This window comes from Lichenicoccus roseus (assembly GCF_005844085.1).
Classification (GTDB): Bacteria; Pseudomonadota; Alphaproteobacteria; order Acetobacterales; family Acetobacteraceae; genus Lichenicoccus; species Lichenicoccus roseus.
Genome location: NZ_VCDI01000007.1, coordinates 116,781 through 141,105 on the forward strand (window position 1 = coordinate 116,781; position 24,325 = coordinate 141,105).

Here is a 24,325-nt window from a genome sequence, read left to right on the forward strand (position 1 = left end):
GGCTTCGGACGTCACCCGTTGATCGGCGACCAGGCGGGATCGGACGCACCGCCCGCCATTCGCAGGGCATGGTCGTTGAACCCGGCGATGTCGATGGTGGCGAGGCTGGTCGAGAAGCCGGCGCCCCCCGCCCCCGCGGCGCTCTGCCGGCAATAGGCCATCACCCGGCCATTCGGACAGAAGGTCGGGCTCTCGACCGTGAAGCCCTGGGTCAGGATCCGTTCGCCGGTGCCGTCGGGCATCATCACCCCGATCGAGAAGCCGGCGCCGCCGATCCGGGTAAAGGCGATCAGGTCGCCTCTGGGCGACCAGACCGGTGAACCATATTGGCCCGATCCGTAGCTGATGCGCCGCGCTGCGCCGCCCGACGCGCTCATGACGTAGAGCTGCGGGCTGCCGCCGCGATCGGAATTGAACACGATCTGCGAGCCGTCCGGGCTGAAGCACGGGCTGGTGTCGATCGAGCCCGAACTGGTCAGGCGCGTCGACGACCGGCTGGCGAGATCGACGCGGAAGATGTCCGAGCCGCCGCCGCGTGTCGCCGACAGCACCACCGAGCCGCCGTCGGGTGAGAAGCGCGGCGCGAAGCTGATGCCCTCGAACTCGCCCAGCACCTCCTCGCGGCCGCTGGCGAGGTCGAACAGGTACACCCGCGGCCGGTCGTTGGCGTAGCTCATGAAGGCGATCTCGTCGCGCGTCGGATGGAAGCGCGGCGTCAGCACCAGCCAGCGCCCGCTGGTGAGATACCGGCTGTTGGCGCCGTCCTGGTCCATGATCGCAAGGCGCGTCTGCTGCCGCCCGCGTGGACCCGAGCGCGCCACATAGGCGATGCGGGTGTCGAAGTAGCCCTTCTCGCCGAGCATGCGCTGGTAGATCACGTCGGCGATCTTGTGCGCGATGCGGCGCCAGTTGGCGGCGCTGGTGGTGTAGGCGGTGCCCTGGATCTGCTGGCCGGCGAGCACGTCCCACAGCCGGAACTCGACGCGCAGATCACCCCCGGCGGAGGCATTGCCGGCCGCCAGCGCCTGCGCGCCGATGCTGCGATAGGACGAGAAGTCGGGCGTGCCGGACCCGCCCGCCGACGCCGCGCTGCCGAGCACGCGGAACAGGCCGCTGCCGCCCAGATCGTCGCTGATCACCTGGGTGATCTGGTCGCCGATACCGGGGCCGAAGGACGGGATCGCGATCGGGATCGGTGCCGTGTGCGCCTGGTCGACGGTGATCTCGGCGGCACCCGGGGCATTCGGCGATGCCGGTGCTGCCCCGGGTCCGGACTGCGCGAACGCACTCAGCGGCGATGCCGCCAGGCCGGTGCCGATCGAGCCCGCGATCATCGTCCGGCGCGTCGGGAAGAACTCAGAAGCCATCGTCTGCATCCTCTGTATCGCGACCATCAGGGCCGGAAGACGAACTTGATCTGGTGCACCGCGCCGAGCTGCGACGCCGGCAGCGGCAGCTTCGCGCAGGTCGGGTTCATCACCGCCGCCCGCGCCCGCTCGGCGAGCGCCCGATAGGACGGATCGGCCGCCATCCGGCCCTGGTCGGCGGGGGAGAACTGCACCATCCGCGCCTCGCCGGTGGCATCCACGGTGACCGTCAGGTGCGCCTGGAACTGCGCATAGTTGCGGGCCTCGGTGTCCTCGGCGTAGCAGCGCCGCACCGAACCTGCGATGGCGTGCTGGTCACCGGCGCTCAGCGACGAGGTGATGTCGCGTCCGCGTGTCGGCGCACCCCCCTGGGCCGGGTTGGCGTGCGCGGCCGGCGCGTGCGTCTGCTTCTGGTCGGCGCGGAACTTCTCCAGCGTCGCCAGCAGCGAATGGGTGTCGGCTGCCGCATTCCTCGTCGGGTTCGGCTGCGTCAGGTGCGACGGCAGCGCCATCTTCTGCGGCAGGGCGGGCAGCGTCGACGGCGACGGCGGGCTTGGCGCCTGCGACGGCGACGGCGGGCTCGGCACCGGCGGCGGCGCACGCACGCTGTCGGGCGAAGGCGCCTGCAGCTTCGGTGGCGTCGGCAGCGGCGGCAAGGTGAGCGGCGCCACCTCGGGCGGCGGCGGCACCGGTGGCGGCGGCGGTGGCGGTGGGGGCGCCTCCTCGACCGGCAGGTGCTCGGGCGGTGTCGGGCTGGGCGGCGCCGGGTTAGGCACCGGCGCCGGCGGCTGTGGCGACGGATTGGCCTGGTCGGCGCGCGCGGAGGCGGCCGGCGGTCCAGTGAAATCCATCTCGACCGCCGGCGGCTCCGGCGGTTCCGGCGGCTTGCCGACCGGCAGCACCACGATCAGCGACAGCAGCACCAGCAGATGCAGGCCGCCGGAGACATAGACCCCCCGGCGGAGCATCGGATTTTCTGGAAGGAGCGCCGCCATGCGGAAAGACTCAGTGGCTGGGGGACTGGCCGGCGGGCGCTTCCGCCAGCAACGCGACATGGGTGAAGCCGCCCGAGGTGATGCGGCCCATGACGTCCATCACCCGCCCGTAGTCGATATGCTGGTCGCCACGGACGAAGATGCGATGCGTCGGGTCGTTCTTCGCCGCCTCCTGCAGCTTGGCCACCAGCTCGTCGGTGGTCACCGCGTCGTCGCCCATGAACAGCGAGCCGTCCGCCTTGATGGTGACGGTGATCGGCTTGGTGTCGGCATTGACCTGCTGCGCGCTGGTCTTCGGCAGGTCGACATTGACGCCGCTGGTCATCAGCGGCGCGGTCACCATGAAGATGATCAGCAGCACCAGCATGACGTCGACCAGCGGGGTGACGTTGATCTCCGACATCGGACGGTGCCGGGGGCGGCCACCGAGGCCCCGGCCGCCCCGCCTGCCGCCGCCGCCTGGCCCCATCGACATCGCCATGGCTCAGGCCCGCTCTTCGGACTGGCGCGACAGGATGGCGCCGAACTCGGTGCCGAACGCTTCCAGCCGGGCGGCGAAACGCCCCAGGTCGGAGCTGATCTTGTTGTAGGCGAGCACCGCCGGGATGGCGGCGACCAGGCCGATGGCGGTGGCGAACAGTGCTTCCGCGATACCCGGGGCGACGACGGCAAGGTTGGTGTTGTGCATGGCAGCGATCGCCGAGAACGAATGCATGATGCCCCAGACGGTGCCGAACAGGCCGATGAACGGCGCCACCGAGCCGATCGACGCCAGGAAGATCATCCAGCGCTCCATGCGCTCGAGCTCGCGGGTCACGGTGATGCCCATCGCCCGGTCGACGCGCTCCTGCACGCTGCCCCGGCTGAGATCGACGCCCTTGACCCGGGCCGAGCGGCGCCATTCGCCCATCGCGGCGCCGAACACGGCGGCCATCGGATGGGCGGGCTTGGCGCCCTCGGTCTCGTACAGGTCGTCGAGCGAGCCGCCGGACCAGAACCGGTCCTCGAACGCCGTTGCCTGCTTGTTGGCGCGGCGCAGCGAGATGGTCTTCTCGAAGATGATCGCCCAGACCCAGACGCTGGCCAGCACCAGGCCGATCATCACCAGCTTCACGACCACGGAAGCCTGGATGAACAGGCCCCAGAGCGACAGGTCGCCGGCGGCGGCAGCGCCAAGGTTCACCGCATCAACCGCGCGATCCAACACCGCCTCCAACAACCGCCATCGTGATCTCCGGATTAGCCGACGCGCGCTTGCTTAAAGCCTTCCCGGCCAAAGCAGAAGCGGACTCTGTTCAACCAGAGTTACAAACCAGACAGGCGCCGTCACAGATCATTTGTGAGACGCATCCCCGCCGTCGGCGGACGCATTCTCGGTGTCGGCAAGTTGCGCCAGCAGGTCACGCCAGTGCGCCGGGATGCGCGACGGGCGCAGGGTGTCGACCTGGATGCAGGCAAGGTCGATCTCAAGCATGGCCTTCAGATCGCCGCCCGACTCCGCGGTGCCGCGGATCGCCTGGTCGAGCCGCATGCGCGCCGCGGTCAGCTCGCGCAGCGTGGTGATGACCTCGACCTCGTCATCGAGTCGCACCGGGCGCCGGTACATCACCGAGGCGCGCTGCACCACGAAGCCGATGCCGTGCTCGCGCAGCAGCGTCGAGACCGGCAGGCCGAGCCAGCGCATCGCCTCGGTGCGGGCGCGCTCGGCAAAGGCGAGATACTGCGCGTGGTACATCACCCCGCCGGCGTCGGTATCCTCGTAGTAGACCCGCTGGCGGAACACGTGCCGCATCGTTCAGGACTCCGGCCCGGACTCGATGGGCCCGGACGTGATGGGCCCGGACGTGACAGGCTCGGACAGCAGGTCGAGCTGTCCCGGCTGCGGCGGCGGCGGCACCAGGCCGAGATGCCGCCAGCCGCGTTCCCCGAGCATGCGTCCGCGGCTGGTCCGCAGCACCAGTCCCTCCTGGATCAGGAACGGCTCCACCACGTCCTCCAGGGTGTCGCGCGCCTCGGCCAGCGCCGCCGCCAGCGTCTCGACCCCGACCGGGCCGCCATGGTGGTGCTCGGCAATGCGCCGCAGGTAGCGCCGGTCCATGGCATCGAGCCCAAGCTTGTCGACCTCGAGCCGCGACAGCGCGGCGTCGGCGAGCACGCGGTCGACCGGCCGGTCGGGGCTGCGTCCGACCGAGGCGAAATCGCGCACCCGCCGCAGCAGCCGGCCGGCAATGCGCGGCGTGCCGCGACTACGGGTCGCGATCTCCTCGGCGCCATCGTCGGTCAGCGCGAACCGCAGCTTCTCGGCGCCACGCGAGACGATCAGCCGCAGCTCGGCGGCGGTGTAGAACACCAGCCGCAGCGGAATGCCGAAGCGGTCGCGCAGCGGCGTCGCCAGCAACCCGGCGCGGGTGGTCGCCGCCACCAGCGTGAACGGAGACAGGTCGATGCGCACCGAGCGCGCCGCCGGGCCCTCGCCGATGATCAGGTCGAGCTGGAAATCCTCCATCGCCGGATACAGCACCTCCTCGATGGCGGGCTGCAGGCGGTGGATCTCGTCGATGAACAGCACGTCGCGCGGCTGCAGGTTGGTCAGGATGGCCGCGAGGTCGCCGGCGCGCTGGATCACCGGACCGGAGGTCGCGCGGAACCCCACCCCGAGTTCGCGGGCCACGATCTGCGCCAGCGTGGTCTTGCCGAGCCCGGGCGGCCCGTGCAGCAGCACATGGTCGAGCGCCTCGCCGCGTCCGCGGGCTGCCTGGATGAAGATGGAGAGGTTCTCGCGGCTGGCCTGCTGCCCGATGAACTCGCCGAGGTGCTGCGGACGCAGGCTGGCCTCCGCGGCATCCTCGTCGAGACGGCGCTGGTCGACGGTACGGGGAGCCTCGCTCATTTCGCCAGCTCCTTCAGGCTGTCACGCAGCACCGTATCCAGAGAGGCACCCGAGCCGAGCCGGTCAAGCACCCGGGTCACCGCAGGGGCCGCTTCCTGCCGGCGGAAGCCAAGGCCGAGCAGCGCAGCCAGGGCGTCCGACTCCGTGCCGACGCCGGCGACCGTGCCCAGGGTGGCACCCGTGCCGGTCGGCATGCCGCCGGCTTTCTCACGCAGCTCGCTGAGCAGCCGGTCGGCGAGACGCGGCCCCACCCCCTGCAGCCGGGTCAGGCTGGAACGGTCGCCCGACGCGATCACCGCGATCAGGTCGCGCGGCGACAGGCCGGACAGGATGCCGAGCGCCACCTTGGCGCCGACGCCCTGCACAGTGGTCAGCAGCCGGAACCAGTCGCGCTCGGCGCTGTCGGAGAAGCCGTACAGCAGGATCGCGTCCTCGCGCACGACCGTCTCGACCAGCACCCGGGCCGGCTCGGGCGGCCTCGGCAACGCGGCGAGCGTGCGGGTCGAGGCCTGCACCAGGTAGCCGACGCCGTTCACGTCGATGACGCAGCGATCGGCCTCGACCTGCGCGAGGCGCCCGGTCAGGAGGGCGATCATGACGCAGGGACGTTCATGGCAGGGTGAGCCGTCATGCCATGCGGGTCCCGGCGGCGATGCGCAGGTTCGACTGCCGGTGGTGCGCGTGGCAGATCGCCACCGCCAGCGCGTCCGAGGCGTCCGCGCGCCGGATGGTGGCGCCGGGCAGCAGCCGGCGCACCATCATGCCGACCTGCTCCTTGCTGGCAGCCCCGGTGCCGACCACCGCGCGCTTGACCGCCATCGCGCCGTATTCGCTGACCGCGATGCCGGCCAGCGCCGGTGCCAGCAACGCCACGCCACGCGCATAGCCGAGCTTGAGGGTCGCCGCGCCGTTGCGGTTCACATACGTCTCCTCCACCGCCGCCTCATCCGGCGAGAACGTCGAGAACAGGTCCTGCAACTGGTCGTGCAGCATCTTCAGGCGTAGCGGCACCGGTTCGTCGCCGTCGGTGGCGATCACCCCGTCGGCGACGTGACGCAACCGGTTGCCGGTCGATTCCAGTAGCCCCCAGCCGGTGAACCGCAGCCCGGGGTCGATCCCGACAATCAGGGTCATGCGACCCTCAGGCGGAAAGCCTCTCGGCGACATCGTCGGGCAGCTCGAAATTCGCATACACCGACTGCACGTCGTCGTTCTCCTCGAGCGCGTCGATGAGCTTCAGCAGGGTGGCGCCGCGCTCCTCGTCCAGCGTCACCACGGTGCCGGCGCGCCAATCCAGCCTGGCACTCTCGGCCGGCCCGAACCGCGCCTCCAGCGCATCGCGCACGGCGAAGAAGCTTTCGACCGCGCAGGTGACCTCGTGTCCCTCGGGGCCGGTTTCCACGTTGTCGGCGCCGGCCTCGATCGCCGCCTCCAGCATCGCCTCCTCGCCGGCGGCCCCGGCGGGATAGCGCACCACGCCAAGACGGGAGAACATGAACGACACCGAGTTGCTCTCGCCCAGGCTGCCGCCATGCTTGGAGAACGCGGCGCGCACGTCGGACGCGGTGCGGTTGCGGTTGTCGGTCAGCGCCTCGACGATCACCGCGACGCCGGCCGGTCCGTAGCCCTCGTAGCGGACCTCGACATAGTCGTCGCCGGCTGCCGCGCCCGCCGCCTTCTTGATGGCGCGGTCGATGGTGTCCTTGGGCATGTTGATCTCGCGCGCCGCCAGCATCGCGCCGCGCAGCCGCGGGTTGGAGCCCGGGTCCGGCAGCCCGGTGCGCGCCGCGACCGTGATCTCGCGGATAACTTTCGCGAACTGCCGCGCGCGACGCGCATCCTGCGCGCCCTTGCGGTGCATGATGTTCTTGAACTGGGAATGACCGGCCATTGTCTCTGATCCGTCGCCCTCAGTTCACGCGGCCGTGGCAGTGCTTGAACTTGCGTCCCGAGCCGCACGGGCAGATCGCGTTGCGCGGCGTGTCGGCCCAGGCCGCGAGATGGGTCTCCGACGCCTCCGACACCTCCTGCAGCAGCGCCTCGCCGACGCCCCCCATCACCAGCGTGTCGCCGCGCTCCGGCAGGAAGCTCGCACCGGACGGACGGGGCGCTTCCTGTGCCACGCGCTCGAACGGCGACGGCTCCTCCGCCGGCGGCACCAGCTCGACACGCGCCAGCATCGCCGTGACGCGCTCGCGCATCTCGTCCAGCATGCCGTGGAACAGCTTGAAGGCCTCGCGCTTGTATTCGTTCAGCGGGTCCTTCTGCGCATAGGCGCGCAGGCCGATCCCCTGGCGCAACTGGTCGAGCAGCAGGAGATGCTCCTTCCAGACTGCATCGAGCGTCGTGAGCAGCAGCTGCTTTTCGATATACTGCATGACGTTGGCGCCGAATGCCTCGCCCTTCGCCGCCATCCCCGCATTGGCGGCCTGCTCGATGCGCTCGGCCACGCGCTCGCCATCCATGCCGTCCTCGCGGGCCCAGTCGGCGACCGGCAGGCTCAGGCCGAGCAGCCGCTGCACGTCCTCGGCGAGCTCGCTGCTTTCCCACTGCTCGGCGAACGCACGCTCCGGAATGCGCCGCGACACCAGGCTCTCGACCAGCTCGCGACGCATCTGCGCCACGATCTCGGTGACGTCGGCCGCCGCCATGAACTCGCGACGCTGCGCATACACTTCCTTGCGCTGGTCGTTCATGACGTCGTCGTATTTCAGCAGGTTCTTGCGGGTGTCGAAGTTGCGCGCCTCGACCTTCTTCTGCGCCTTCTCCAGCGCGCGGTTGATCCAGGGGTGGACGATCGCCTCGCCCTCCTTCAGGCCGAGGCGCTGCAGCATGCCGCTCATGCGCTCGGAGCCGAAGATGCGCATCAGGTCGTCTTCCAGCGACAGGAAGAAATGCGACCCGCCCGGATCGCCCTGCCGCCCGGCACGGCCGCGCAACTGGTTATCGATGCGACGGCTCTCGTGCCGCTCGGTGCCGATCACGAACAGCCCGCCGGCCTCCTTGACCACCTCGTGCCAGTCGGCAACCTGGTCGCGCAGCGCCGTCTCGCGCACAGCCCGCTCGGCAGGATCCTCGATGTCGCCGAGTTCCTGCTTGATGCGCATGTCGACATTGCCGCCCAGCTTGATGTCGGTGCCGCGGCCGGCCATGTTCGTTGCAATGGTGATCGCGTTCGGCGCGCCGGCCTGCGCGATGATCGTCGCCTCCATCTCGTGGAAGCGCGCGTTCAGCACGTTGTGCCGGATCTGGCGTTCCTTCAGCAGCTCCGACAGCATCTCGCTCTTCTCGATGCTGGTGGTGCCGACCAGGATCGGCTGCCCGGTCGAGTGGATCTCCTGGATCAGGTTGCTGACGGCCTTGTACTTCTCGGCGGCATTGAGGTACACCTCGTCATCACGGTCCTTGCGTATGACCGGCACGTTGGTGGGGATCTCCACCACGTCGAGCTTGTAGATCTCGGCGAACTCGTCGGCCTCGGTCATCGCAGTGCCGGTCATGCCGGACAGCTTCTTGTACAGCCGGAAATAGTTCTGGAAGGTGATCGAGGCGAGCGTCTGGTTCTCCTGCTGGATCTCCTGATGCTCCTTCGCCTCCAGCGCCTGGTGCAGCCCCTCCGAGTAGCGCCGGCCTTCCATCATGCGGCCGGTGAATTCGTCGATGATGACGACCTTGCCGTCGCGCACGATGTAGTCGACGTCACGCGCGAACAGCGTGTGTGCGCGCAGGGACTGCTGCACGTGATGCACCACGCTGATGTTGTGGATGTCGTACAGCGCGCCGTCGGTGACGATGCCGGCATCGGACAGCATCTGCTCGACCGTCTCGGTGCCCGGCTCGGTCAGGATGACGGTGCGGAACTTCTCGTCCTTGTCGTAGGTAGCCGGGTCCTGCACCAGCTTCTTCACCACCTCGTCGACCTGGCGGTACAGGTCCGAGCTGTCCTCGGCCGGACCCGAGATGATCAGCGGCGTGCGTGCCTCGTCGATCAGGATGGAGTCCACCTCGTCGACGATCGCATAGGAGAAGTCGCGCTGGACCATGTCCTCCAGGCGATACTTCATGTTGTCGCGCAGGTAGTCGAAGCCGAACTCGTTGTTGGTGCCGTAGGTGACGTCGGAGTGGTAGGCGGCGCGCCGCTCGTCGTCGGTGAGGTTCGGCACGATCACGCCGGTCGAGAGACCCAGGAAGCCGTACAGCCGGCCCATCTCCTCGGCGTCGCGACGGGCCAGGTAGTCGTTCACCGTCACCACGTGCACGCCGCGCTGGGCCAGCGCGTTGAGATAGACCGCGAGCGTCGCAACCAGCGTCTTGCCCTCGCCGGTGCGCATCTCGGCGATGCGGCCCGAATGCAGCACCATGCCGCCGATCAGCTGCACGTCGAAATGCCGCATGCCGAGCACCCGGCGCGACGCCTCGCGCACCACCGCGAAGGCCTCGGGCAGCAGGTCGTCCAGGCTCGCACCGGCGGCCAGACGCGTGCGGAACTCCACCGTCTTGGCGGCCAGCGACTCGTCGTCCAGGATCTGGATGGACGGCTCCAGCGCATTGATCTCGGGCACCCGGCGCTGGTGCGCCTTCAGCGACCGGTCGTTGGCTGAGCCGAACAGGGCACGGGCGAAACTGGCGAACATGAAGGCCTTCCGGGGTGGCGCGAGCCGAGCCGGCCGATCCACAGCATGCGGAAGCCCACAGCATACGGAAGCCCGGGCCGATCGACCTGGATCAGTAGTCGCCTTGAGATAAGACCCGCTCCCACCCCGGTCAACGGCGGTGCCCGGGGCGGCCATCGCATCGTGCCTGCAAGCGGGCCTGGACGGCCCTCGCCTTGTCGCCTCCCGCCGGTTCCGCCATGATCCGGACACCTCGAACTTCAAGGCTCTCCCTTATGCGGTTACCCAGCCTGGCGGCCTCCCTCGCGGCGGCAGCCCTGCTCGCTCCTGCCCTTCTGCCCGTATCCGAGGCAGCCAGGGCACAGACCGCCCATCATCCTTCGCCCGATGCCGGGCCAGGCAAGACCGCCAATCCGAACCCGGTCGTGGCCAGCGTGAACGGCGATGCGATCCACCTGGACGATGTCCGTGCCGCCGCCCAGACGCTGCCCGACGAGATGCGGCAGATGCCGCCGAACGTGCTGTTCCCGATGATCGTGAACCAGGTCATCGACCAGAAGGCGCTGCTGATTGCGGCTCGCCGCGATGGCACGCAGAAGGATCCGCAGGTCCAGAAGGCCATGCAGGCCGCCGCCGACACCGCGTTGCAGAACATCTACCTGACCCGCCAGGTCAGCCCGATGGTCACCGACCAGGCGGTGCGCGACGTCTACGACAAGACCATGGCAGGCAAGTCCGGCGAGAAGGAGGTGCATGCGCGCCACATCCTGCTCGCGACCAAGGCGCAGGCCGAGGACGTGATCAAGCAGCTCAAGGGCGGTGCCGACTTCAGCAAGCTGGCCAGCACGCTGTCCACCGACAAGGCGTCGGCAGCGCAGAACGGCGGCGACCTCGGCTGGTTCAAGCAGGGTGACATGCTGCCGGAGTTCTCGGCGGCCGCGTTCTCGATGAACAAGGGACAGATCTCCGACCAGCCGGTGCAGACGCGCTATGGCTGGCACGTGATCCAGGTGCTCGACACCCGCACCGCCGCGCCGCCGAGCTTCGACAGCGTGAAGGACCAGATCCGCCAGAAGCTGATCCAGCAGGATGTCCGCAAGGTGGTGGACCAGGCGCTGACCGGCGTGAAGGTGGTGCGGTTCAAGCCCGACGGCTCGCGCGACAATTCGCCGCCGATGGGTCCGCAGGGCGCCGGCGCGCAGGGCGGCGGCGTTCCAGGCCAGGCGCCGCAACCGGCTCCCGGCACCCCGAGCGCGGACTGACCGCATGCCCCTCGCCGTCTCGCCGCTGGCGCTTCCCTTCCCGGTGCTGCCGCCGATCGCGGGGGTCCGTTTCGCGGCGGGAATGGCGGGCATCCGATACAAGGAGCGCACCGACCTGGTGCTGGCGGAGTTCGCTCCGCACACCGGGGTCGCCGGCGTGTTCACTGCCAACAAGTGCCCGGGCGCACCGGTCGACTGGTGCCGCGCGGCGCTACCGGGCGGCACCGCGCGGGCGCTGGTGGTGAATGCCGGCAACGCCAACGTTTTCACCGGACGCGCCGGCGTCGCCAGCACCAGCGAGACCGCGGACGCCGCCGCCGGCCTGGCACGGTGCCTGCCGTCCGAGGTGTTCATCGCATCGACGGGCGTGATCGGCGAGGTGCTGCCGCACGACCGCATCGTCGCCGCCCTGCCTGCCTTGCACGGCACGCTCGACGGGGATGCCTGGGAGGCGGCGGCGCGTGGCATCATGACCACCGACACCTTCCCCAAGGGCGCTACCCGCACCGCGCGTATCGGCGGCACCGAGGTTCGTATCAACGGCATCGCCAAGGGCAGCGGCATGATCGCACCCGACATGGCGACCATGCTATGCTTCATCGCGACCGACGCGTCGCTGCCGGCGCCGGTGCTGCAGAGCCTGCTCGCGGGCGGCGTCGACCGCAGCTTCAACTGCACCACCGTCGATAGCGACACCTCGACCAGCGACACCGTGCTGCTGTTCGCGACCGGTGCCGCCGGCAACGCGCCGGTTGCCGATGCCGCCGATCCGGCACTCGCCGACTTCGCCCAGGCGCTCGATGCGCTGCTGCTGGATCTCGCGCTGAAGGTGGTGCGCGACGGCGAAGGGGCCGGCAAGCTGGTCCGCATCGACGTGGCCGGCGCGGTGTCGGACAGCTCGGCCCGGCGGGTGGCGCTGGCGGTGGCGAACTCGCCGCTGGTCAAGACCGCGATCGCCGGCGAGGACGCCAACTGGGGCCGCATCGTCATGGCGGTCGGCAAGAGCGGCGAGCCGGCCGACCGCGACCGCCTCTCGGTGGGGATCGGCGGCACCTGGATGGCGCGCGACGGCGCTGTCGTGCCGGGCTACGACGAGGCGCCGGTGGTGGCGCACGTGAAGGGTTTCGAGATCGAGATCGCGGTCGATCTCGGGCTCGGCAACGGTCGCGGAACCGCCTGGACCTGCGACCTGACGCACGGCTACATCGATATCAACGGCAGCTACCGGAGCTAAGTTCAGGCCAACCGGCTCCGGGAAGGGTTTCGATGGCGATCAATGCGTTCGACCAGGCCTCTGCCAACCCGACGTCACCCTGGCAGGGCCGCGTGCCCGGGGCCGGACCGGACCGGGTATGGGGCTATGCCGGCTTCTGGTGGCGTGCGCTGGCGCACGTGATCGACGGGTTCGTGCTGTTTGCCGCCCAGCTCGCCATCGGCCGCGTGGTCGGCGGTCCACGATTCGGCATCAGCAACGACACCAGCATGCCAGACCAGGGCGGCATCCAGAACGCCGCCTACATGATGCGGCCCGAAGCGCTGCAGACCTGGCCCCACGGCCACTGGCATGTCACCGGCCCCGGGGTGGCCGACCTGCTCACCTTCCTGGTGCCGCTGCTCTATTTCACCCTGATGGAAAGCTCGCGCTGGCAGGCGACCGTCGGCAAGCGGGTCTGCCATCTGCGCGTCACCGGCCTGGACGGCCAGCGCATCACCTACTGGCGGGCGCTGGGCCGCTATGCCGGCAAGATCGTCTCCTACCTGACCTTCTGCATCGGCTTCATGATGGCGGGCTGGACCACCCGCAAGCAGGCCCTGCACGACCTGATGGCCGAGACCCTGGTGGTGCGGCTGCGGCGCCCGAACGACCTCGTGCAGTTCCGGCCGCCGCCTGGCTGACGGCGCGCCCACGCACCGGGCCGCCCAGGACTGGCCCGAGGTTGCTGAGAACCGGCCCGAGGCCGCTTAGAACTGGAGCGTGCCGCGCAGCCAGAACACCTCGCCCTGCCGGCGGTCGTAGGCGAACACCTCGTGCTCGTAGTGGAAGTTGAGCTGGGTGTGCGCAGTGGGGGCGTAATTTATGGCCGGACCGATGGCGAAGGCCTGGCCGCGATCGCCCGGCCCCTCGTTCAGCGGATCGAACGGCACCAGCGGATTGGGCGAGCGCACGGTGTTCACCACCACCCCGTTCTGGGTGTCGTTGGTGAACTGGTCGTAGAAATACCCCTCGGCGCCGATCGCCAGGCTGCGCGACAGATGCTGCTGCAACAGGTAGGTGAACGACAACTCGTTGCCGGACTTGTAGTGGGTGGCATCGTTCTGCGAGTTGAACGACATGTTGTAGTTGATCGAGATCTCCTGGCCGTAGCGGTTCAGGTAGGTCACCAGCAGCGCCGGCCGGTAGCTCCAGTAGTTCTGACCGATACTGTTGCCGATCGGGTCGTTGCGGTTGTACTGGCCGGTCGGCGCGGTGAACTCGACCGGCGAAAGGGTCACGTACAGATCGGTGTGCGGGATCGCCCATTGCAGGAACACCGGCACGATCGTCATGTCGGCGAATCCGCGCCGCGTCTCGCCGCTGCCTGAGGTCTGTCCGAAGATGGTGTCCTGCGCCTCGGCCCGCGACCAGGCGTAGGGCAGATAGAATCCGGTGCCGATGGTGGCGTCGATGACCGGAACCTTGAACGGTGCGACATAGAGCCCGGTCACCACGTCGGCAGTCGTGCTCTGGTAGTATTTCAGCGGATACTTGCCGAGCAGGCCGGCGTTGAGCGAGGTCGGGTTGCCGTTCCGGTCGTTCAACTGGTTCGAATAGATGTAGTTGACGTCGTTGCGGAGATAGAAGCCGCTCGGCAGCGGATAGCCGCAGATCTGGTCGATGAACGCCAGATCGACATGGGTCTGACCGTTCTCGGTGGCGTTCGAGACTGCCGGATAGGACATGAGCAGAGCCGCCGCGCCGGCGATCGGCCACCTCTTGCTGGTTCTCATGGACGCACGTCTTTCCCCTGCGAGCCGGCACATCGGCCGATCGATTGTTTTATTTGTAGAGGTATCGATTTGCAGACACCGTATGGCACGGTGGCCTGATTATGTTGCCGTGCAGCAGTCTCCGGATCACCATCGACAAGGCGTGAACAAGGATAAACATGGAGCCGGGAACCAATCCTGGGAGCCTCATGCCTCCCCGGATACCGGCGTTCGAAGCTTAGGTATGGCCAGGATCGGCGTCAAACCCTGTTCTTGGCGGGGCGCAGGTAAAGTCTTCGTTGTCAGGCCGTGTGTGTTGCGCGCATCACCCTCCGCCATCGAGCAATCCGTCGAACAAGGTCGAGCCGTAGAGGGCGACCGCCCTGCGTTCCGGCACCCGGGCGGCGCGGGCCCGGAGTTCGTATGCGGCGTTGATCGTCGACATCAGCACCCGGCCGGCGATCAGTGGATCGACCGGCGCGATCGAGCCCTCGGATATCGTATCGATCAGCAGCCCGGTCCAGCGACGGGTGATGCGCTCCGACCGCTCGATCACCTCGCGGCGGGGGCCGGCCGGCAGCGCCAGCAGCGCCGTGGTTCGTAGCAGCGGAGTGCTGTCCGAGAGCTGTATGGAGAGCAGCGCGGACAAGACCGCATCGAGTTTCGACAGGCAGTTGCCGGGCGCCGCCAGCGCCGCGTCCAGCGCCTGCGTAACGGTGTCGAGGCTGCGCCTGAAGCATTCCAGCACCAGGTCGTCCTTGCCGTCGAGATGGTGATAGAAGCTGCCCTTGGTCACGTTCAGCCGCGCCGAGATGCGGTCGACCGAGGTGCCGCGATAGCCGCGCTCGTTGATCAGACGGGTCGCGGCGCCCAGGAAACGTTCTCCCGGATCGTCCGGCCTGGGCGCCGGCAGCGCAGGCGGAACGACTTCGGCAGCCCGGACGCGCGGCGCCAGGCCGTTCTCCAGCATCTCGACCAGGCGGGCCTGCACGCGCCCGAGCTCCTCGGGCGCGTAATCCTCCAGCCAGGACGGCAGCACATAGAGATTGTCGAGCAGCACGTGCGTGCGCATCAGGCGCAGCAACTGCTCCTCCTCGCCCCCGCCCACGCCGAAGAATTCCCGGGCCCGGCGGACGATTGCGACATAGCGGGCCACCAGGGCGGCGCGCGCCGGATCCTCGGTCGCACGCAGATCATTGAGGCGGACCACCGGATGCACCATGTTGCGGCCGGAGGCGGCGGCGGCCTCGAAGCTCAGCCGCACCAGGCTGCGTATGCGCGAGGACGGGTCGGGCGCCAGTCCCGCCTCGGCCACCTGCTGCTCGAGCAGGTCCAGCGCACGGTCGAAGCAGGCGGCGGCGAGCTCGTCCTTGCGCCGGAAATAATAGGTGATGCTGGTGTTGCTGAGCCCGATCGCCGACGCCACCTCGGCCAGCGACAGGCCCTTCACGCCGTGCTCGTTGATCAGCGTGGAGGCGGCATCGACGATCATGCCGCGCTTGACGAGATAGCGCGTGGTGGCGGGCGAAGCCGCCGCGGGCTGCGCGGCACCGCTGCTCATGAAGATGCCACTTGGCGTTTATTCCTGCGTTCGGTATGGCTGATCATAGAAGAAAAGGCGCAACGTCGCCATGAGGGAACTTCGGGATGGACTTCGCGCCGAGCGAGCGCCAAAGCCAATTCAGGGATCGGGTACGCGAATTCATCATCAGCCGGATCCGCCCGCGCCAGGATGAGTATCGCCGCCAGGCGGCAGCGGGCGAGCGCTGGAAGGTGCTTCCGTTGGTCGAGGAACTCAAGGCCGAGGCACGCTCGGCCGGCTTGTGGAACCTGTTCATGCCGCCGGCCGGTCCGGGAACGCCGGTCGATGACTTCCCCTTCGAGTTTGCTCCAGGCGGCGAGCCGCTCGGCAACCTGGACTATGCACTGTGCGCCGAGGAGATGGGACGCGTGCCCTGGGCCCCGGAGGTGTTCAACTGCTCGGCCCCGGATACCGGCAACATGGAGGTGCTGCACCGCTACGGGAAGCTGGCACAGAAGCAGGCCTGGCTCGGCCCGCTGATGCGCGGCGAGATCCGCTCGAGCTTCCTGATGACGGAGCCGGACGTCGCCTCCTCGGACGCCACCAACATCCGGTCCCGCCTGGTGCGCAAAGGCGACCACTACATCCTCAGCGGCCGCAAATGGTGGTCGTCCGGCGCCGGTGATCCGCGCTGCCGGGTAGCGATCGTGATGGCGAAGAGCAATCCCGACGCCGAGCGGCATCGCCAGCAGAGCATGATCCTGCTCGACCTCGCCTCGCCCGGCGTACGCGTCGAGCGCCTGCTTCCGGTATTCGGCTACGACGATGCACCGCACGGCCACGCCGAGATCGTGCTCGACGACGTGCGTATCCCGGCGGAAAACATGCTGCTGGGCGAGGGGCGCGGCTTCGAGATCGCGCAGGGCCGGCTGGGCCCCGGCCGGATCCATCATTGCATGCGCACGATCGGCATCGCCGAGGAGGCACTGGATGCGATGGGCCGCCGGCTGCTCTCGCGGGTCGCGTTCGGCAAGCGCATCGCCGACCAGTCGATCTGGGAGGACCGGGTGGCGCGGGCGCGCATCGATATCGAGATGTGCCGCCTGCTCTGCCTGAAGGCGGCGGACATGATGGACCGGCTTGGCAACAAGGCCGCCCGCGACGAGATCGCGATGATCAAGGTCGCCGCGCCGACAATGGCGCTGCGCATCATCGACGACGCGATCCAGGCGCACGGCGGCGCCGGTGTCTCGGAGGATTTCGGGCTCGCCGCGGCCTATGCCGCAGTGCGCACGCTGCGGCTGGCCGACGGCCCCGACGAGGTGCATCTGCGCGCCATCGCCCGGTCGGAATTCTCGCGACACTCGGCGCATGCGGCGGCACGTCCGGCATGAGCGCGGCCGAAGCGCCGCCGGACTTCGACGAAGCGGCGCTGGCGCGGTGGCTCGACGCCAGCCTCGATGGCTTCGACGGCCCGATCGTCGTGACCAAATTCGCCGGTGGCCAGTCGAACCCGACCTACCGCATCGACGCCGCCAGCGGTCCGCTGGTGCTGCGCCGGCGGCCGTTCGGGCCGACGCTGCCCTCCGCCCACGCCGTCGACCGCGAATACCGGCTGATCTCGGCGCTGCATCCGGCGGGCCTGCCGGTGGCCCGACCACTCGCCTTCTGCACCGACGACGGCGTGATCGGCGCGATGTTCTACGTGATGCAGTACGTCGAGGGGCGCATCTTCTGGGACGCCAGCTTGCCGGAACTTCCCGCGCCGGATCGTCGCGACATCCATGAGGAGGCAATCCGGGCTTTGGCCCGCCTGCACGCGATCGATCCGGCCATGATCGGGCTGCAGGGGTTCGGCCGGCCGGGCAACTATTTCGCCCGTCAGGTCGAGCGCTGGACCCGGCAATATCGCGCCGCGCAGACCACCACGATAGAGCCGGTCGAGCGCCTGATCGAGTGGCTGCCGCGTACCATTCCGGCGCAGACGCGCAGCGCGATCATCCATGGCGACTACCGGCTCGACAACCTGATCTTCGATCCCGCGCGCCCTGTCGTGCGTGCGATGCTCGACTGGGAGCTCGCCACCATCGGCGATCCGCTCGCGGACTTCGCCTATCTCGCCATGAACTGGACGATGCCGGCGGATGGCCGCTCCGGACTGGCCGGGATCGATCTCGGTGAAGCCGGCATTCCGGATCTCGACGAGGCGGTGGCGCTGTATTGCGCCGAGACCGGTCGCGACCGCCTGCCCGACCTGCACTGGTATTTCGCCTACAACCTGTTCCGCCTGGTCGGCATCGTGCAGGGCATACGCAGGCGCATCATCGACGGCAACGCGTCGAGCGCCCAGGCAGAGGCGGCAGCGGCGCGAATCATGCCCCTCGCCGACGCGGCATGGCGCGAGGCGCGTCTCGCGGGAGCGCATTGAGCATGGATCTGTTCGACCTCGAGGGTAAGGTCGCCATCGTCACCGGCTCGACTCGCGGCATCGGGCGGGCGATCGCCGAGGCGCTGGCGGAGGCGGGCGCACGGGTGGTGATCTCGAGCCGCAGGCAGGATGCCTGCGACGATGTCGCCGGCGCCATCAATGCGCGACATGGCGAAGGCCGGGCGGTGGCGGTGGCGGCAAGCATCTCGTCCAAGGACGCGCTGCGGTCACTGGTCGGGCAGGCGGTCGCGGCGTTCGGGCAGATCGACATCCTGGTCTGCAACGCCGCGTCGAACCCGTACTACGGCCCGATGGCGGGCATCTCGGACCAGCAGTTCCGCAAGATCCTCGACAACAACGTGCTCTCCAACCACTGGCTGATCGGCATGGTGGCGCCTGGCATGATCGCCCGTCGCGACGGCGCGATCATCGTGATCTCCTCTATCGCCGGCCTCACCGGCTCGGCCAGCATCGGCGCCTACGGCATCTCGAAGGCGGCCGACTTCCAGCTGGTGCGCAACCTCTGCGTCGAGTACGGCCAGCATAATCTGCGTATCAATGCGGTGGCGCCCGGCGTCATCCGCACCGACTTCGCGCGCGCACTCTGGGAAGATCCGGTTGCCGAGGCGGCCTTGAACCGTGCCAACCCGATGCGCCGCATCGGCGAGCCCGACGATGTGGCCGGCGTCGCCGTATTCCTGGCCTCGCGCGCCGGCGCCTACGTCAACGGCCAGGTCATCGTCGTCGACGGTGGCGGAACGATCTGAGCAGGCTGGAGCCGACCATGATCCAAACCGAACAGCACGGCGCGGTGCGCGTCATCGTCATCGGCAACCCGCCGGTCAACGCCCTCGGCGCCGCCGTGCGCCAGGGCCTGGCGGAGGCGATCGCGAAGGCGGAAGCCGACGACGCCACCCGGGCCATCGTGCTCCGCGGCGCCGGCCGGCTGTTTTCCGGCGGCGCGGACATTCGCGAGTTCGACCAGCCATCGATCGAGCCGTTCCTGCCGGAGCTGCTCGATGTCATCGAGGCCGGCGCAACCCCGGTGGTGGCGGCGCTGCACGGCACGGCCTTCGGCGGCGGCCTGGAGCTGGCGATGGCCTGCCACTACCGGGTGGCGGCGCCGTCGGCCCGTCTTGGCTTGCCGGAGGTCAGGATCGGGCTGCTGCCGGGAGCCGGCGGCACGCAGCGCCTGCCACGCCTCGCAGGTATCGAGGCGTCGCTGCAGATGATCCTGAGCGGTGACCCGGTGACCGCCCGGCAGGCCGCCACCTCGGGCCTGGTGGATCGGGTGATCGAAGAGGCGCGCCTGACCGAGGACGCGGTCACCTTCGCGCTGGAGGTGGCGGTGCCGGGCGGCCCGCGACGCACCGCCGGGCTGGCGCCCACGCTGGAAGAAGGCGCGTTCGAGCGTGCGGCCGAGAGGAGCCGTCGACAGGCCGGGCTCGATGCGCCGGTGGCCTGCCTGGAGGCGATCAGGGGCGCGGTCGAGCTTCCGTTCCGCGAAGGTATCGCGCGCGAGCGGGCGCTGTTCGAGCGGCTGGCCAAGGGGCGACAGTCGCAGGCATTGCGGCACGTCTTCTTTGCCGAGCGCGCATGCGGCAAGGTCGACGACCTCCCGCAGGACATCCGGACCTTGCCGATCGCGCGCGTCGGCATCGTCGGCGCCGGCACCATGGGCGGCGGCATCGCCATGAACTTCCTGTCGGCCGGGCTGCCGGTCACCCTGGTCGAGCGCGAGCAGGCCGCAATCGACCGCGGCGTCGCCATCATCCGGCGCAACTACGAGCGCACTGCCCGTCGCGGCCGGCTGACACAGGAGCAGGTGGAGGCAGCCATGGCGCTGCTGTCGCCAAGCCTGGCGTTCGAGGACCTGGCCGCCTGCGACCTCGTGATCGAGGCGGTCTTTGAAACCCTGGCAATCAAGCAGGAGGTGTTCCGCCGCCTGGACGGCATCGTGCGGGAGGGTGCGATCCTCGCCACCAACACCAGCTATCTCGACGTGGACGCGATCGCCGCAGTAACGCGCCGCCCGTCGCACGTCCTGGGGCTGCATTTCTTCTCCCCGGCCAATGTCATGCGCCTTCTGGAGGTGGTGCGCGGCGCCGCCACCGCACCCGAGGTGCTGGCGACGGCGATGGCGACGGCCAAGCGCATCGGCAAGGTGGCGGTGGTCGCACGGGTCTGCCACGGCTTCATCGGCAACCGGATGCTGGAGCCGCGCCAGCGCCAGGCCGAGCGGCTGGTGCTGGAGGGCGCGCGGCCGCAGGACGTCGACCGCGTGCTGCGCGACTTCGGCATGCCGATGGGGCCGTTCCAGATGGCTGACCTCGCCGGACTCGATCTCGGCTGGGACGAAGCCAGCTCGTCGGGCGGCACCCTGCGCGAGATGCTGTGCGAGCGCGGCCGACGCGGCCAGAAGAACGGGCGCGGCTATTACGACTATGACGACGAGCGCAACCGCACCGCCTCCGGCGAGGTCGAGGCGCTGATACGCGACTTCGCCGTCCGCTCCGGCATAACACAGCGCGCGATCCCCGACGACGAGATCCGCGAGCGACTGCTCTATCCCATGGTGGACGAGGGCGCGCGCATCCTGGCGGAAGGGATCGCACAGCGCGCGTCCGATATCGATGTCGTCTGGGTCAACGGCTATGGCTGGCCTGCCGCCACCGGCGGTCCGATGTTCTGGGCGGACGGGATCGGACTGGCGACCGTGGTGGCTGGGCTGCGCCGTCATGGCGGGGATACCGCCGTCTCGAACGCGCTGGCCGAGCGCGCCGCGAGCGGGCGCAATCTGGTGAGCTGACGTCGGCTGGTGCATCAAGTTCCGGCGATCTGGTCTGGTCCGGCGCCGACATACCGACTATTCTAAATTGTAGCCGGGGCGACACCGGTGCAGCAGGGAGATGGCCACCATGGGCGAGTGCGCGGCAACGTCCGCTTCGGGTTCGACAATGCAGCCGGAGAGAGAAGATGGCGCTGCGGTTCGTTGAACGGGCCGCGGAAGCCCATGATTTCCCGCTGACGATCCGGCATCTGCTCGATACCTCGCTGGTCACCGCCGCGGACCAGGAGATCGTCTACCGCGACGAGGTCCGGATCACCTACCGGACGTTCCACGAGCGCCTCGGACGACTGGCCAGCGCGCTGACTGCCCTTGGCGCTGCCGAGGGCATGACCATCGGCGTGCTGGACTGGGACAGTCATCGCTATCTCGAATGCTACTTCGCGATCCCGATGATCGGCGCGGTGCTGCAGACGGTGAACGTGCGGCTGCCGCCGGCACAGGTCGCCGAGACCATCAACCGCGCCGGTGCCGAGATCCTGCTGGTGCATCGCGACTTCCTGCCGCTGGTCGAGGCTCTGCGCGGCGCATTGCCGAACGTGCGCGCGATCGTGGCCCTGATGGACGGCGATGCGGCACCCCCCGACTACGCCGCGGGCGAATACGAACGGCTGCTGCAGGATGCCGATCCTGACTTCGAATTCCGTGACTTCGACGAGAACGCGATGGCGACGCTGTTCTTTACCACCGGCACCACCGGCAGCCCGAAGGCGGTCTGCTTCACGCACCGCCAGATCGTGCTGCATGCCATCGTCGCCAACGGTCCGTTCGGCGGCCTGCACAGTCGAGGGTTCGGCGCCGACGACGTGTACATGCCGCTGACGCCGATGTTCCATGTGCATGCCTGGGGCATGCCTTACGTCGCCACCATGCTCGGCGTGAAGCAGGTGTATGCCGGGCGCTACGATCCCGACACCATCCTCGACCTGCGCGCGCGCGAGGGCGTCACCTTCTCGCACTGCGTTCCGACCATCCTGCAGATGGTGCTGGCGGCGGCCGATCGCCGCGGCGCCGACCTCGCCGGCTGGCTGATGACCATCGGCGGCTCGGCCTTGACCCAGGCGCTGTGCCGGGAGGGACGACGCCGTGGCATGGAACTGGTCAGCGGCTACGGCATGTCGGAAACCGCACCGCTGCTCACGGTCTCGCGGCCGCGACGGGAAGGCGGCAGCGACGAGGTCGAGGCGCTGACCATGGCAGGCGTACCGGTACCGCTGGTCTCGGTCCGCGTGGTCGACGAGACCATGCGCGACGTGCCGGCGGACGGCGTCAGTCGCGGCGAACTGGTGATACGGGCGCCCTGGCTGACCGGCTGCTATGTCGGCGACACCCGCGCATCCGACGCGCTCTGGCGCGGCGGCTGGCTGCATACGCAGGATGTCGCGACCTTGAACCGCGAAGGCTACGTACAGATACGCGACCGGCTCAAGGACGTCATCAAGACCGGCGGCGAGTGGCTCTGCTCGGTGACGCTGGAGGACATGATCGCCGACCTGCCCGGCATCGAACAGGTAGCCGTGATCGGCGTCCCGCATCCGCACTGGGGTGAGCGGCCGCTCGGCGTGGTGGTTGCGGTGGCGGGACATACCGTCACGCTGGAGCAGGTCAACCAGCGCCTGGACAGCGCGATCGCCTCCGGGGAAGTCAGCCGATACGCCCGCCTCGAATCCCTCGAGCTTGTCGAGACCATGCCGAAGACCAGCGTCGGCAAGGTCGACAAGAAGGCCCTGCGGGCACTCTACGCCGCCCCCCCGGTGGCATCCGCATGAGCCGGCCCGGGTTCCGCCCGCGCACCGCCTATCGGCGCTGGCACCCGATCGTGACCCGCTGGAACGACAACGACGCCTACGGGCATGTCAACAATGCCGTCTATTACATCTGGTACGACAGCGCGGTGAATGCGGTGCTGATCGAGACGGGACTGCTCGATATCGCGAATGGCGACACGCGAACCTTCGCCGTGGCGTCGGAATGCCGCTACGCCTTTCCCCTCGCCTATCCGGAGCCGGTCGCCATCGGGCTTTCGCTGCAGGCCATCGGTCGCTCCAGCCTCACCTGGCAGCTCGGCGCCTTCCGCGACGGTGTCGCCGAGGCAGCCGCGGAAGGCAGCTTCGTGCAGGTCTGCGTCGATCGCGCGACGCAACGGCCGGTGGCGGTCCCGCAAGGCTGGCGGGAGCGGCTCGATGCTTTCCTATCCGAACTTCCTGCCGAACCGGAGAACGCCGCATGGACCTGAACTTCACCCCGCAGGAGGAGACCTTCCGCGAGGAGGTGCAGCATTTCCTCGCGGAGCGCCTGCCGCCGCGCACCGCCGACAAGGTGCGCACCAACAAGCGGCTGACGCGCGACGACCTGGTCGAGTGGCACGCCATCCTCAACGAGCGCGGCTGGCTGGCGGGACACTGGCCGGTCGAGCATGGCGGACCCGGCTGGAGCGTCGCCGAGCGCTACATCTTCGACTACGAGACGGCGCGGGCGCACGCTCCCCGCATCATCGCATTCGGGGTCAACATGCTGGGTCCGGTGCTGATCAAGTACGGCAGCGAGGCCCAGCAGAAATACTACCTGCCGCGCATCCTCGACGGCAGCGACTGGTGGTGCCAGGGCTATTCGGAGCCCGGCGCCGGCTCCGATCTCGCCAGCCTGCGCATGAGCGCGGTGCGCGACGGCGACCACTACGTGCTCAACGGCCAGAAGACCTGGACCACGCTGGGCCACTACGCCAACAGGATCTTCTGCCTGGTGCGCACCGATCCGGCGGCCGCGAAGAAGCAGCAGGGCATCTCGTTCATCCTGGTCGACATGAACTCGCCGGGCATCGAGATCCGCCCGATCATCACGCTCGACGGCGAGCACGAGGTCAACGAGGTGTTCTTCACCGACGTGCGTGTTCCGGTCGAGAACCGGGTCGGCGAGGAGAACCACGGCTGGACCTACGCGAAATACCTGCTGACCTACGAGCGCACCAATATCGCTGGCATCGGCGGCTCGGTCGCAGCACTCGACTGGTTGCGCCGGATTGCGAACCAGCAGATGCAGGACGGCCGGCCGCTCGCGCGGGATCCGTATTTCGCGGCGCGCATGGCGCGTGTCGAGATCGACCTCGAGAACATGAAGACGACCAACCTGCGCGTGCTCGCAGCCGCCTCCCACGGCGGCGCGCCGGAGGCGGAGAGTTCGATGCTGAAGATACGCGGCACCGAGATCCGCCAGGAGCTCACCAGCCTGACCCGCCGGGCCCTCGGACCGTACGCCCAGCCCTTCGTGCCGGAAGCGCTGGACGCCGACTACAACGGCGAGCCGATCGGCCCCGACTACGCGGCTCCGGTGGCGGCGGAGTATTTCAACAACCGCAAGCTCTCGATCTTCGGCGGCTCCAACGAGATCCAGCGCAGCATCATCGCCAAGACCATGCTCGGGCTCTGAAGCCCCG

The 24,325-nt window shown here is 68.8% G+C and carries 22 protein-coding genes; 10 read left to right on the forward strand and 12 right to left on the reverse strand.

Features of this window, described 5'->3' with window-relative positions; translation table 11 throughout:
• Nucleotides 1-11 precede the first annotated feature (11 nt).
• From tolB to secA, 10 genes are all read right to left on the reverse strand, one after another.
• Nucleotides 12-1,367 carry a Tol-Pal system beta propeller repeat protein TolB gene (tolB, locus tag FE263_RS17615; protein WP_240759850.1) on the reverse strand — a complete coding sequence of 452 codons (1,356 nt, stop codon included), beginning with the start codon at nucleotides 1,365-1,367 and terminating at the stop codon, nucleotides 12-14.
• Between the two features lie 26 nt (nucleotides 1,368-1,393).
• A complete protein-coding gene (locus FE263_RS17620; protein WP_240759852.1) occupies nucleotides 1,394-2,335 on the reverse strand; it encodes an energy transducer TonB in 942 nt (313 codons plus the stop codon).
• A 37-nt stretch (nucleotides 2,336-2,372) separates the two neighbouring features.
• The gene (gene tolR / locus FE263_RS17625; protein WP_171034184.1) at nucleotides 2,373-2,837 is read right to left on the reverse strand and encodes a protein TolR; all 465 of its coding nucleotides are present in this window, start codon (nucleotides 2,835-2,837) and stop codon (nucleotides 2,373-2,375) included.
• Nucleotides 2,838-2,846: 9 nt separating this feature from the next.
• Nucleotides 2,847-3,566, reverse strand: a complete 720-nt coding sequence (gene tolQ / locus FE263_RS17630) for a protein TolQ (protein ID WP_138327352.1) — start codon at nucleotides 3,564-3,566, stop codon at nucleotides 2,847-2,849.
• 129 nt (nucleotides 3,567-3,695) lie between these two features.
• Entirely contained in the window at nucleotides 3,696-4,154 is a 459-nt protein-coding gene (locus FE263_RS17635) for a YbgC/FadM family acyl-CoA thioesterase (RefSeq protein ID WP_138327353.1), read from the reverse strand.
• A 3-nt stretch (nucleotides 4,155-4,157) separates the two neighbouring features.
• Nucleotides 4,158-5,252, reverse strand: coding sequence for a Holliday junction branch migration DNA helicase RuvB (gene ruvB, locus FE263_RS17640; protein ID WP_138327354.1), 1,095 nt, complete (start codon nucleotides 5,250-5,252; stop codon nucleotides 4,158-4,160).
• The gene (ruvA, locus tag FE263_RS17645; protein WP_138327355.1) at nucleotides 5,249-5,848 is read right to left on the reverse strand and encodes a Holliday junction branch migration protein RuvA; all 600 of its coding nucleotides are present in this window, start codon (nucleotides 5,846-5,848) and stop codon (nucleotides 5,249-5,251) included. Before ruvA ends, ruvB begins: the two co-directional genes overlap by 4 nt.
• Before the next feature lie 31 nt (nucleotides 5,849-5,879).
• Entirely contained in the window at nucleotides 5,880-6,386 is a 507-nt protein-coding gene (gene ruvC, locus FE263_RS17650; RefSeq protein WP_138327356.1) for a crossover junction endodeoxyribonuclease RuvC, read from the reverse strand.
• A gap of 7 nt (nucleotides 6,387-6,393) precedes the next feature.
• Nucleotides 6,394-7,143: a YebC/PmpR family DNA-binding transcriptional regulator gene (locus FE263_RS17655; RefSeq protein ID WP_138327357.1), complete on the reverse strand. Its 750-nt coding sequence runs from the start codon at nucleotides 7,141-7,143 to the stop codon at nucleotides 6,394-6,396.
• Between the two features lie 19 nt (nucleotides 7,144-7,162).
• Nucleotides 7,163-9,886, reverse strand: coding sequence for a preprotein translocase subunit SecA (secA, locus tag FE263_RS17660; RefSeq protein ID WP_138327358.1), 2,724 nt, complete (start codon nucleotides 9,884-9,886; stop codon nucleotides 7,163-7,165).
• Nucleotides 9,887-10,140: 254 nt separating this feature from the next.
• On the opposite strand from secA, the gene FE263_RS17665 reads away from it, so the two are divergent.
• From FE263_RS17665 to FE263_RS17675, 3 genes are read left to right on the forward strand one after another with little or no spacing between them, the layout of a single operon-like run.
• Nucleotides 10,141-11,127, forward strand: coding sequence for a peptidylprolyl isomerase (locus FE263_RS17665; protein WP_138327359.1), 987 nt, complete (start codon nucleotides 10,141-10,143; stop codon nucleotides 11,125-11,127).
• 4 nt (nucleotides 11,128-11,131) lie between these two features.
• Nucleotides 11,132-12,361, forward strand: coding sequence for a bifunctional glutamate N-acetyltransferase/amino-acid acetyltransferase ArgJ (argJ, locus tag FE263_RS17670; RefSeq protein WP_138327360.1), 1,230 nt, complete (start codon nucleotides 11,132-11,134; stop codon nucleotides 12,359-12,361).
• A 32-nt stretch (nucleotides 12,362-12,393) separates the two neighbouring features.
• Nucleotides 12,394-13,023 (forward strand): RDD family protein, encoded by a 630-nt coding sequence (locus tag FE263_RS17675; RefSeq protein ID WP_138327361.1) that lies wholly within the window; start codon nucleotides 12,394-12,396, stop codon nucleotides 13,021-13,023.
• 66 nt (nucleotides 13,024-13,089) lie between these two features.
• On the opposite strand, the gene FE263_RS17680 is transcribed toward FE263_RS17675, so the two are convergent.
• Together FE263_RS17680 and FE263_RS17685 are read right to left on the reverse strand one after the other, a co-directional pair.
• Nucleotides 13,090-14,115 carry a SphA family protein gene (locus FE263_RS17680; protein WP_171034185.1) on the reverse strand — a complete coding sequence of 342 codons (1,026 nt, stop codon included), beginning with the start codon at nucleotides 14,113-14,115 and terminating at the stop codon, nucleotides 13,090-13,092.
• 304 nt (nucleotides 14,116-14,419) lie between these two features.
• Nucleotides 14,420-15,655, reverse strand: coding sequence for a TetR/AcrR family transcriptional regulator (locus tag FE263_RS17685; RefSeq protein WP_138327363.1), 1,236 nt, complete (start codon nucleotides 15,653-15,655; stop codon nucleotides 14,420-14,422).
• 86 nt (nucleotides 15,656-15,741) lie between these two features.
• Here FE263_RS17685 and FE263_RS17690 point away from each other — a divergent pair, with 86 nt between their 5' ends.
• The 7 genes from FE263_RS17690 to FE263_RS17720 all read left to right on the forward strand — a co-directional run bounded on the left by FE263_RS17690 (nucleotide 15,742) and on the right by FE263_RS17720 (nucleotide 24,318).
• Entirely contained in the window at nucleotides 15,742-17,010 is a 1,269-nt protein-coding gene (locus FE263_RS17690) for an acyl-CoA dehydrogenase family protein (protein WP_138327364.1), read from the forward strand.
• Entirely contained in the window at nucleotides 17,007-18,044 is a 1,038-nt protein-coding gene (locus tag FE263_RS17695) for a phosphotransferase family protein (protein ID WP_138327365.1), read from the forward strand. The genes FE263_RS17690 and FE263_RS17695 overlap by 4 nt, the downstream gene beginning before the upstream one ends.
• A 2-nt stretch (nucleotides 18,045-18,046) precedes the next feature.
• Nucleotides 18,047-18,811 carry an SDR family NAD(P)-dependent oxidoreductase gene (locus FE263_RS17700; RefSeq protein WP_138327366.1) on the forward strand — a complete coding sequence of 255 codons (765 nt, stop codon included), beginning with the start codon at nucleotides 18,047-18,049 and terminating at the stop codon, nucleotides 18,809-18,811.
• 17 nt (nucleotides 18,812-18,828) lie between these two features.
• Nucleotides 18,829-20,853 carry a 3-hydroxyacyl-CoA dehydrogenase NAD-binding domain-containing protein gene (locus FE263_RS17705; RefSeq protein WP_138327367.1) on the forward strand — a complete coding sequence of 675 codons (2,025 nt, stop codon included), beginning with the start codon at nucleotides 18,829-18,831 and terminating at the stop codon, nucleotides 20,851-20,853.
• A gap of 167 nt (nucleotides 20,854-21,020) precedes the next feature.
• Nucleotides 21,021-22,661, forward strand: coding sequence for a long-chain-fatty-acid--CoA ligase (locus FE263_RS17710; protein ID WP_138327368.1), 1,641 nt, complete (start codon nucleotides 21,021-21,023; stop codon nucleotides 22,659-22,661).
• On the forward strand, nucleotides 22,658-23,128 hold the full coding sequence (locus FE263_RS17715; RefSeq protein ID WP_138327369.1) for an acyl-CoA thioesterase: 471 nt from the start codon (nucleotides 22,658-22,660) through the stop codon (nucleotides 23,126-23,128). The genes FE263_RS17710 and FE263_RS17715 overlap by 4 nt, the downstream gene beginning before the upstream one ends.
• The gene (locus tag FE263_RS17720; RefSeq protein ID WP_138327370.1) at nucleotides 23,119-24,318 is read left to right on the forward strand and encodes an acyl-CoA dehydrogenase family protein; all 1,200 of its coding nucleotides are present in this window, start codon (nucleotides 23,119-23,121) and stop codon (nucleotides 24,316-24,318) included. The genes FE263_RS17715 and FE263_RS17720 overlap by 10 nt, the downstream gene beginning before the upstream one ends.
• Nucleotides 24,319-24,325 lie beyond the last annotated feature (7 nt).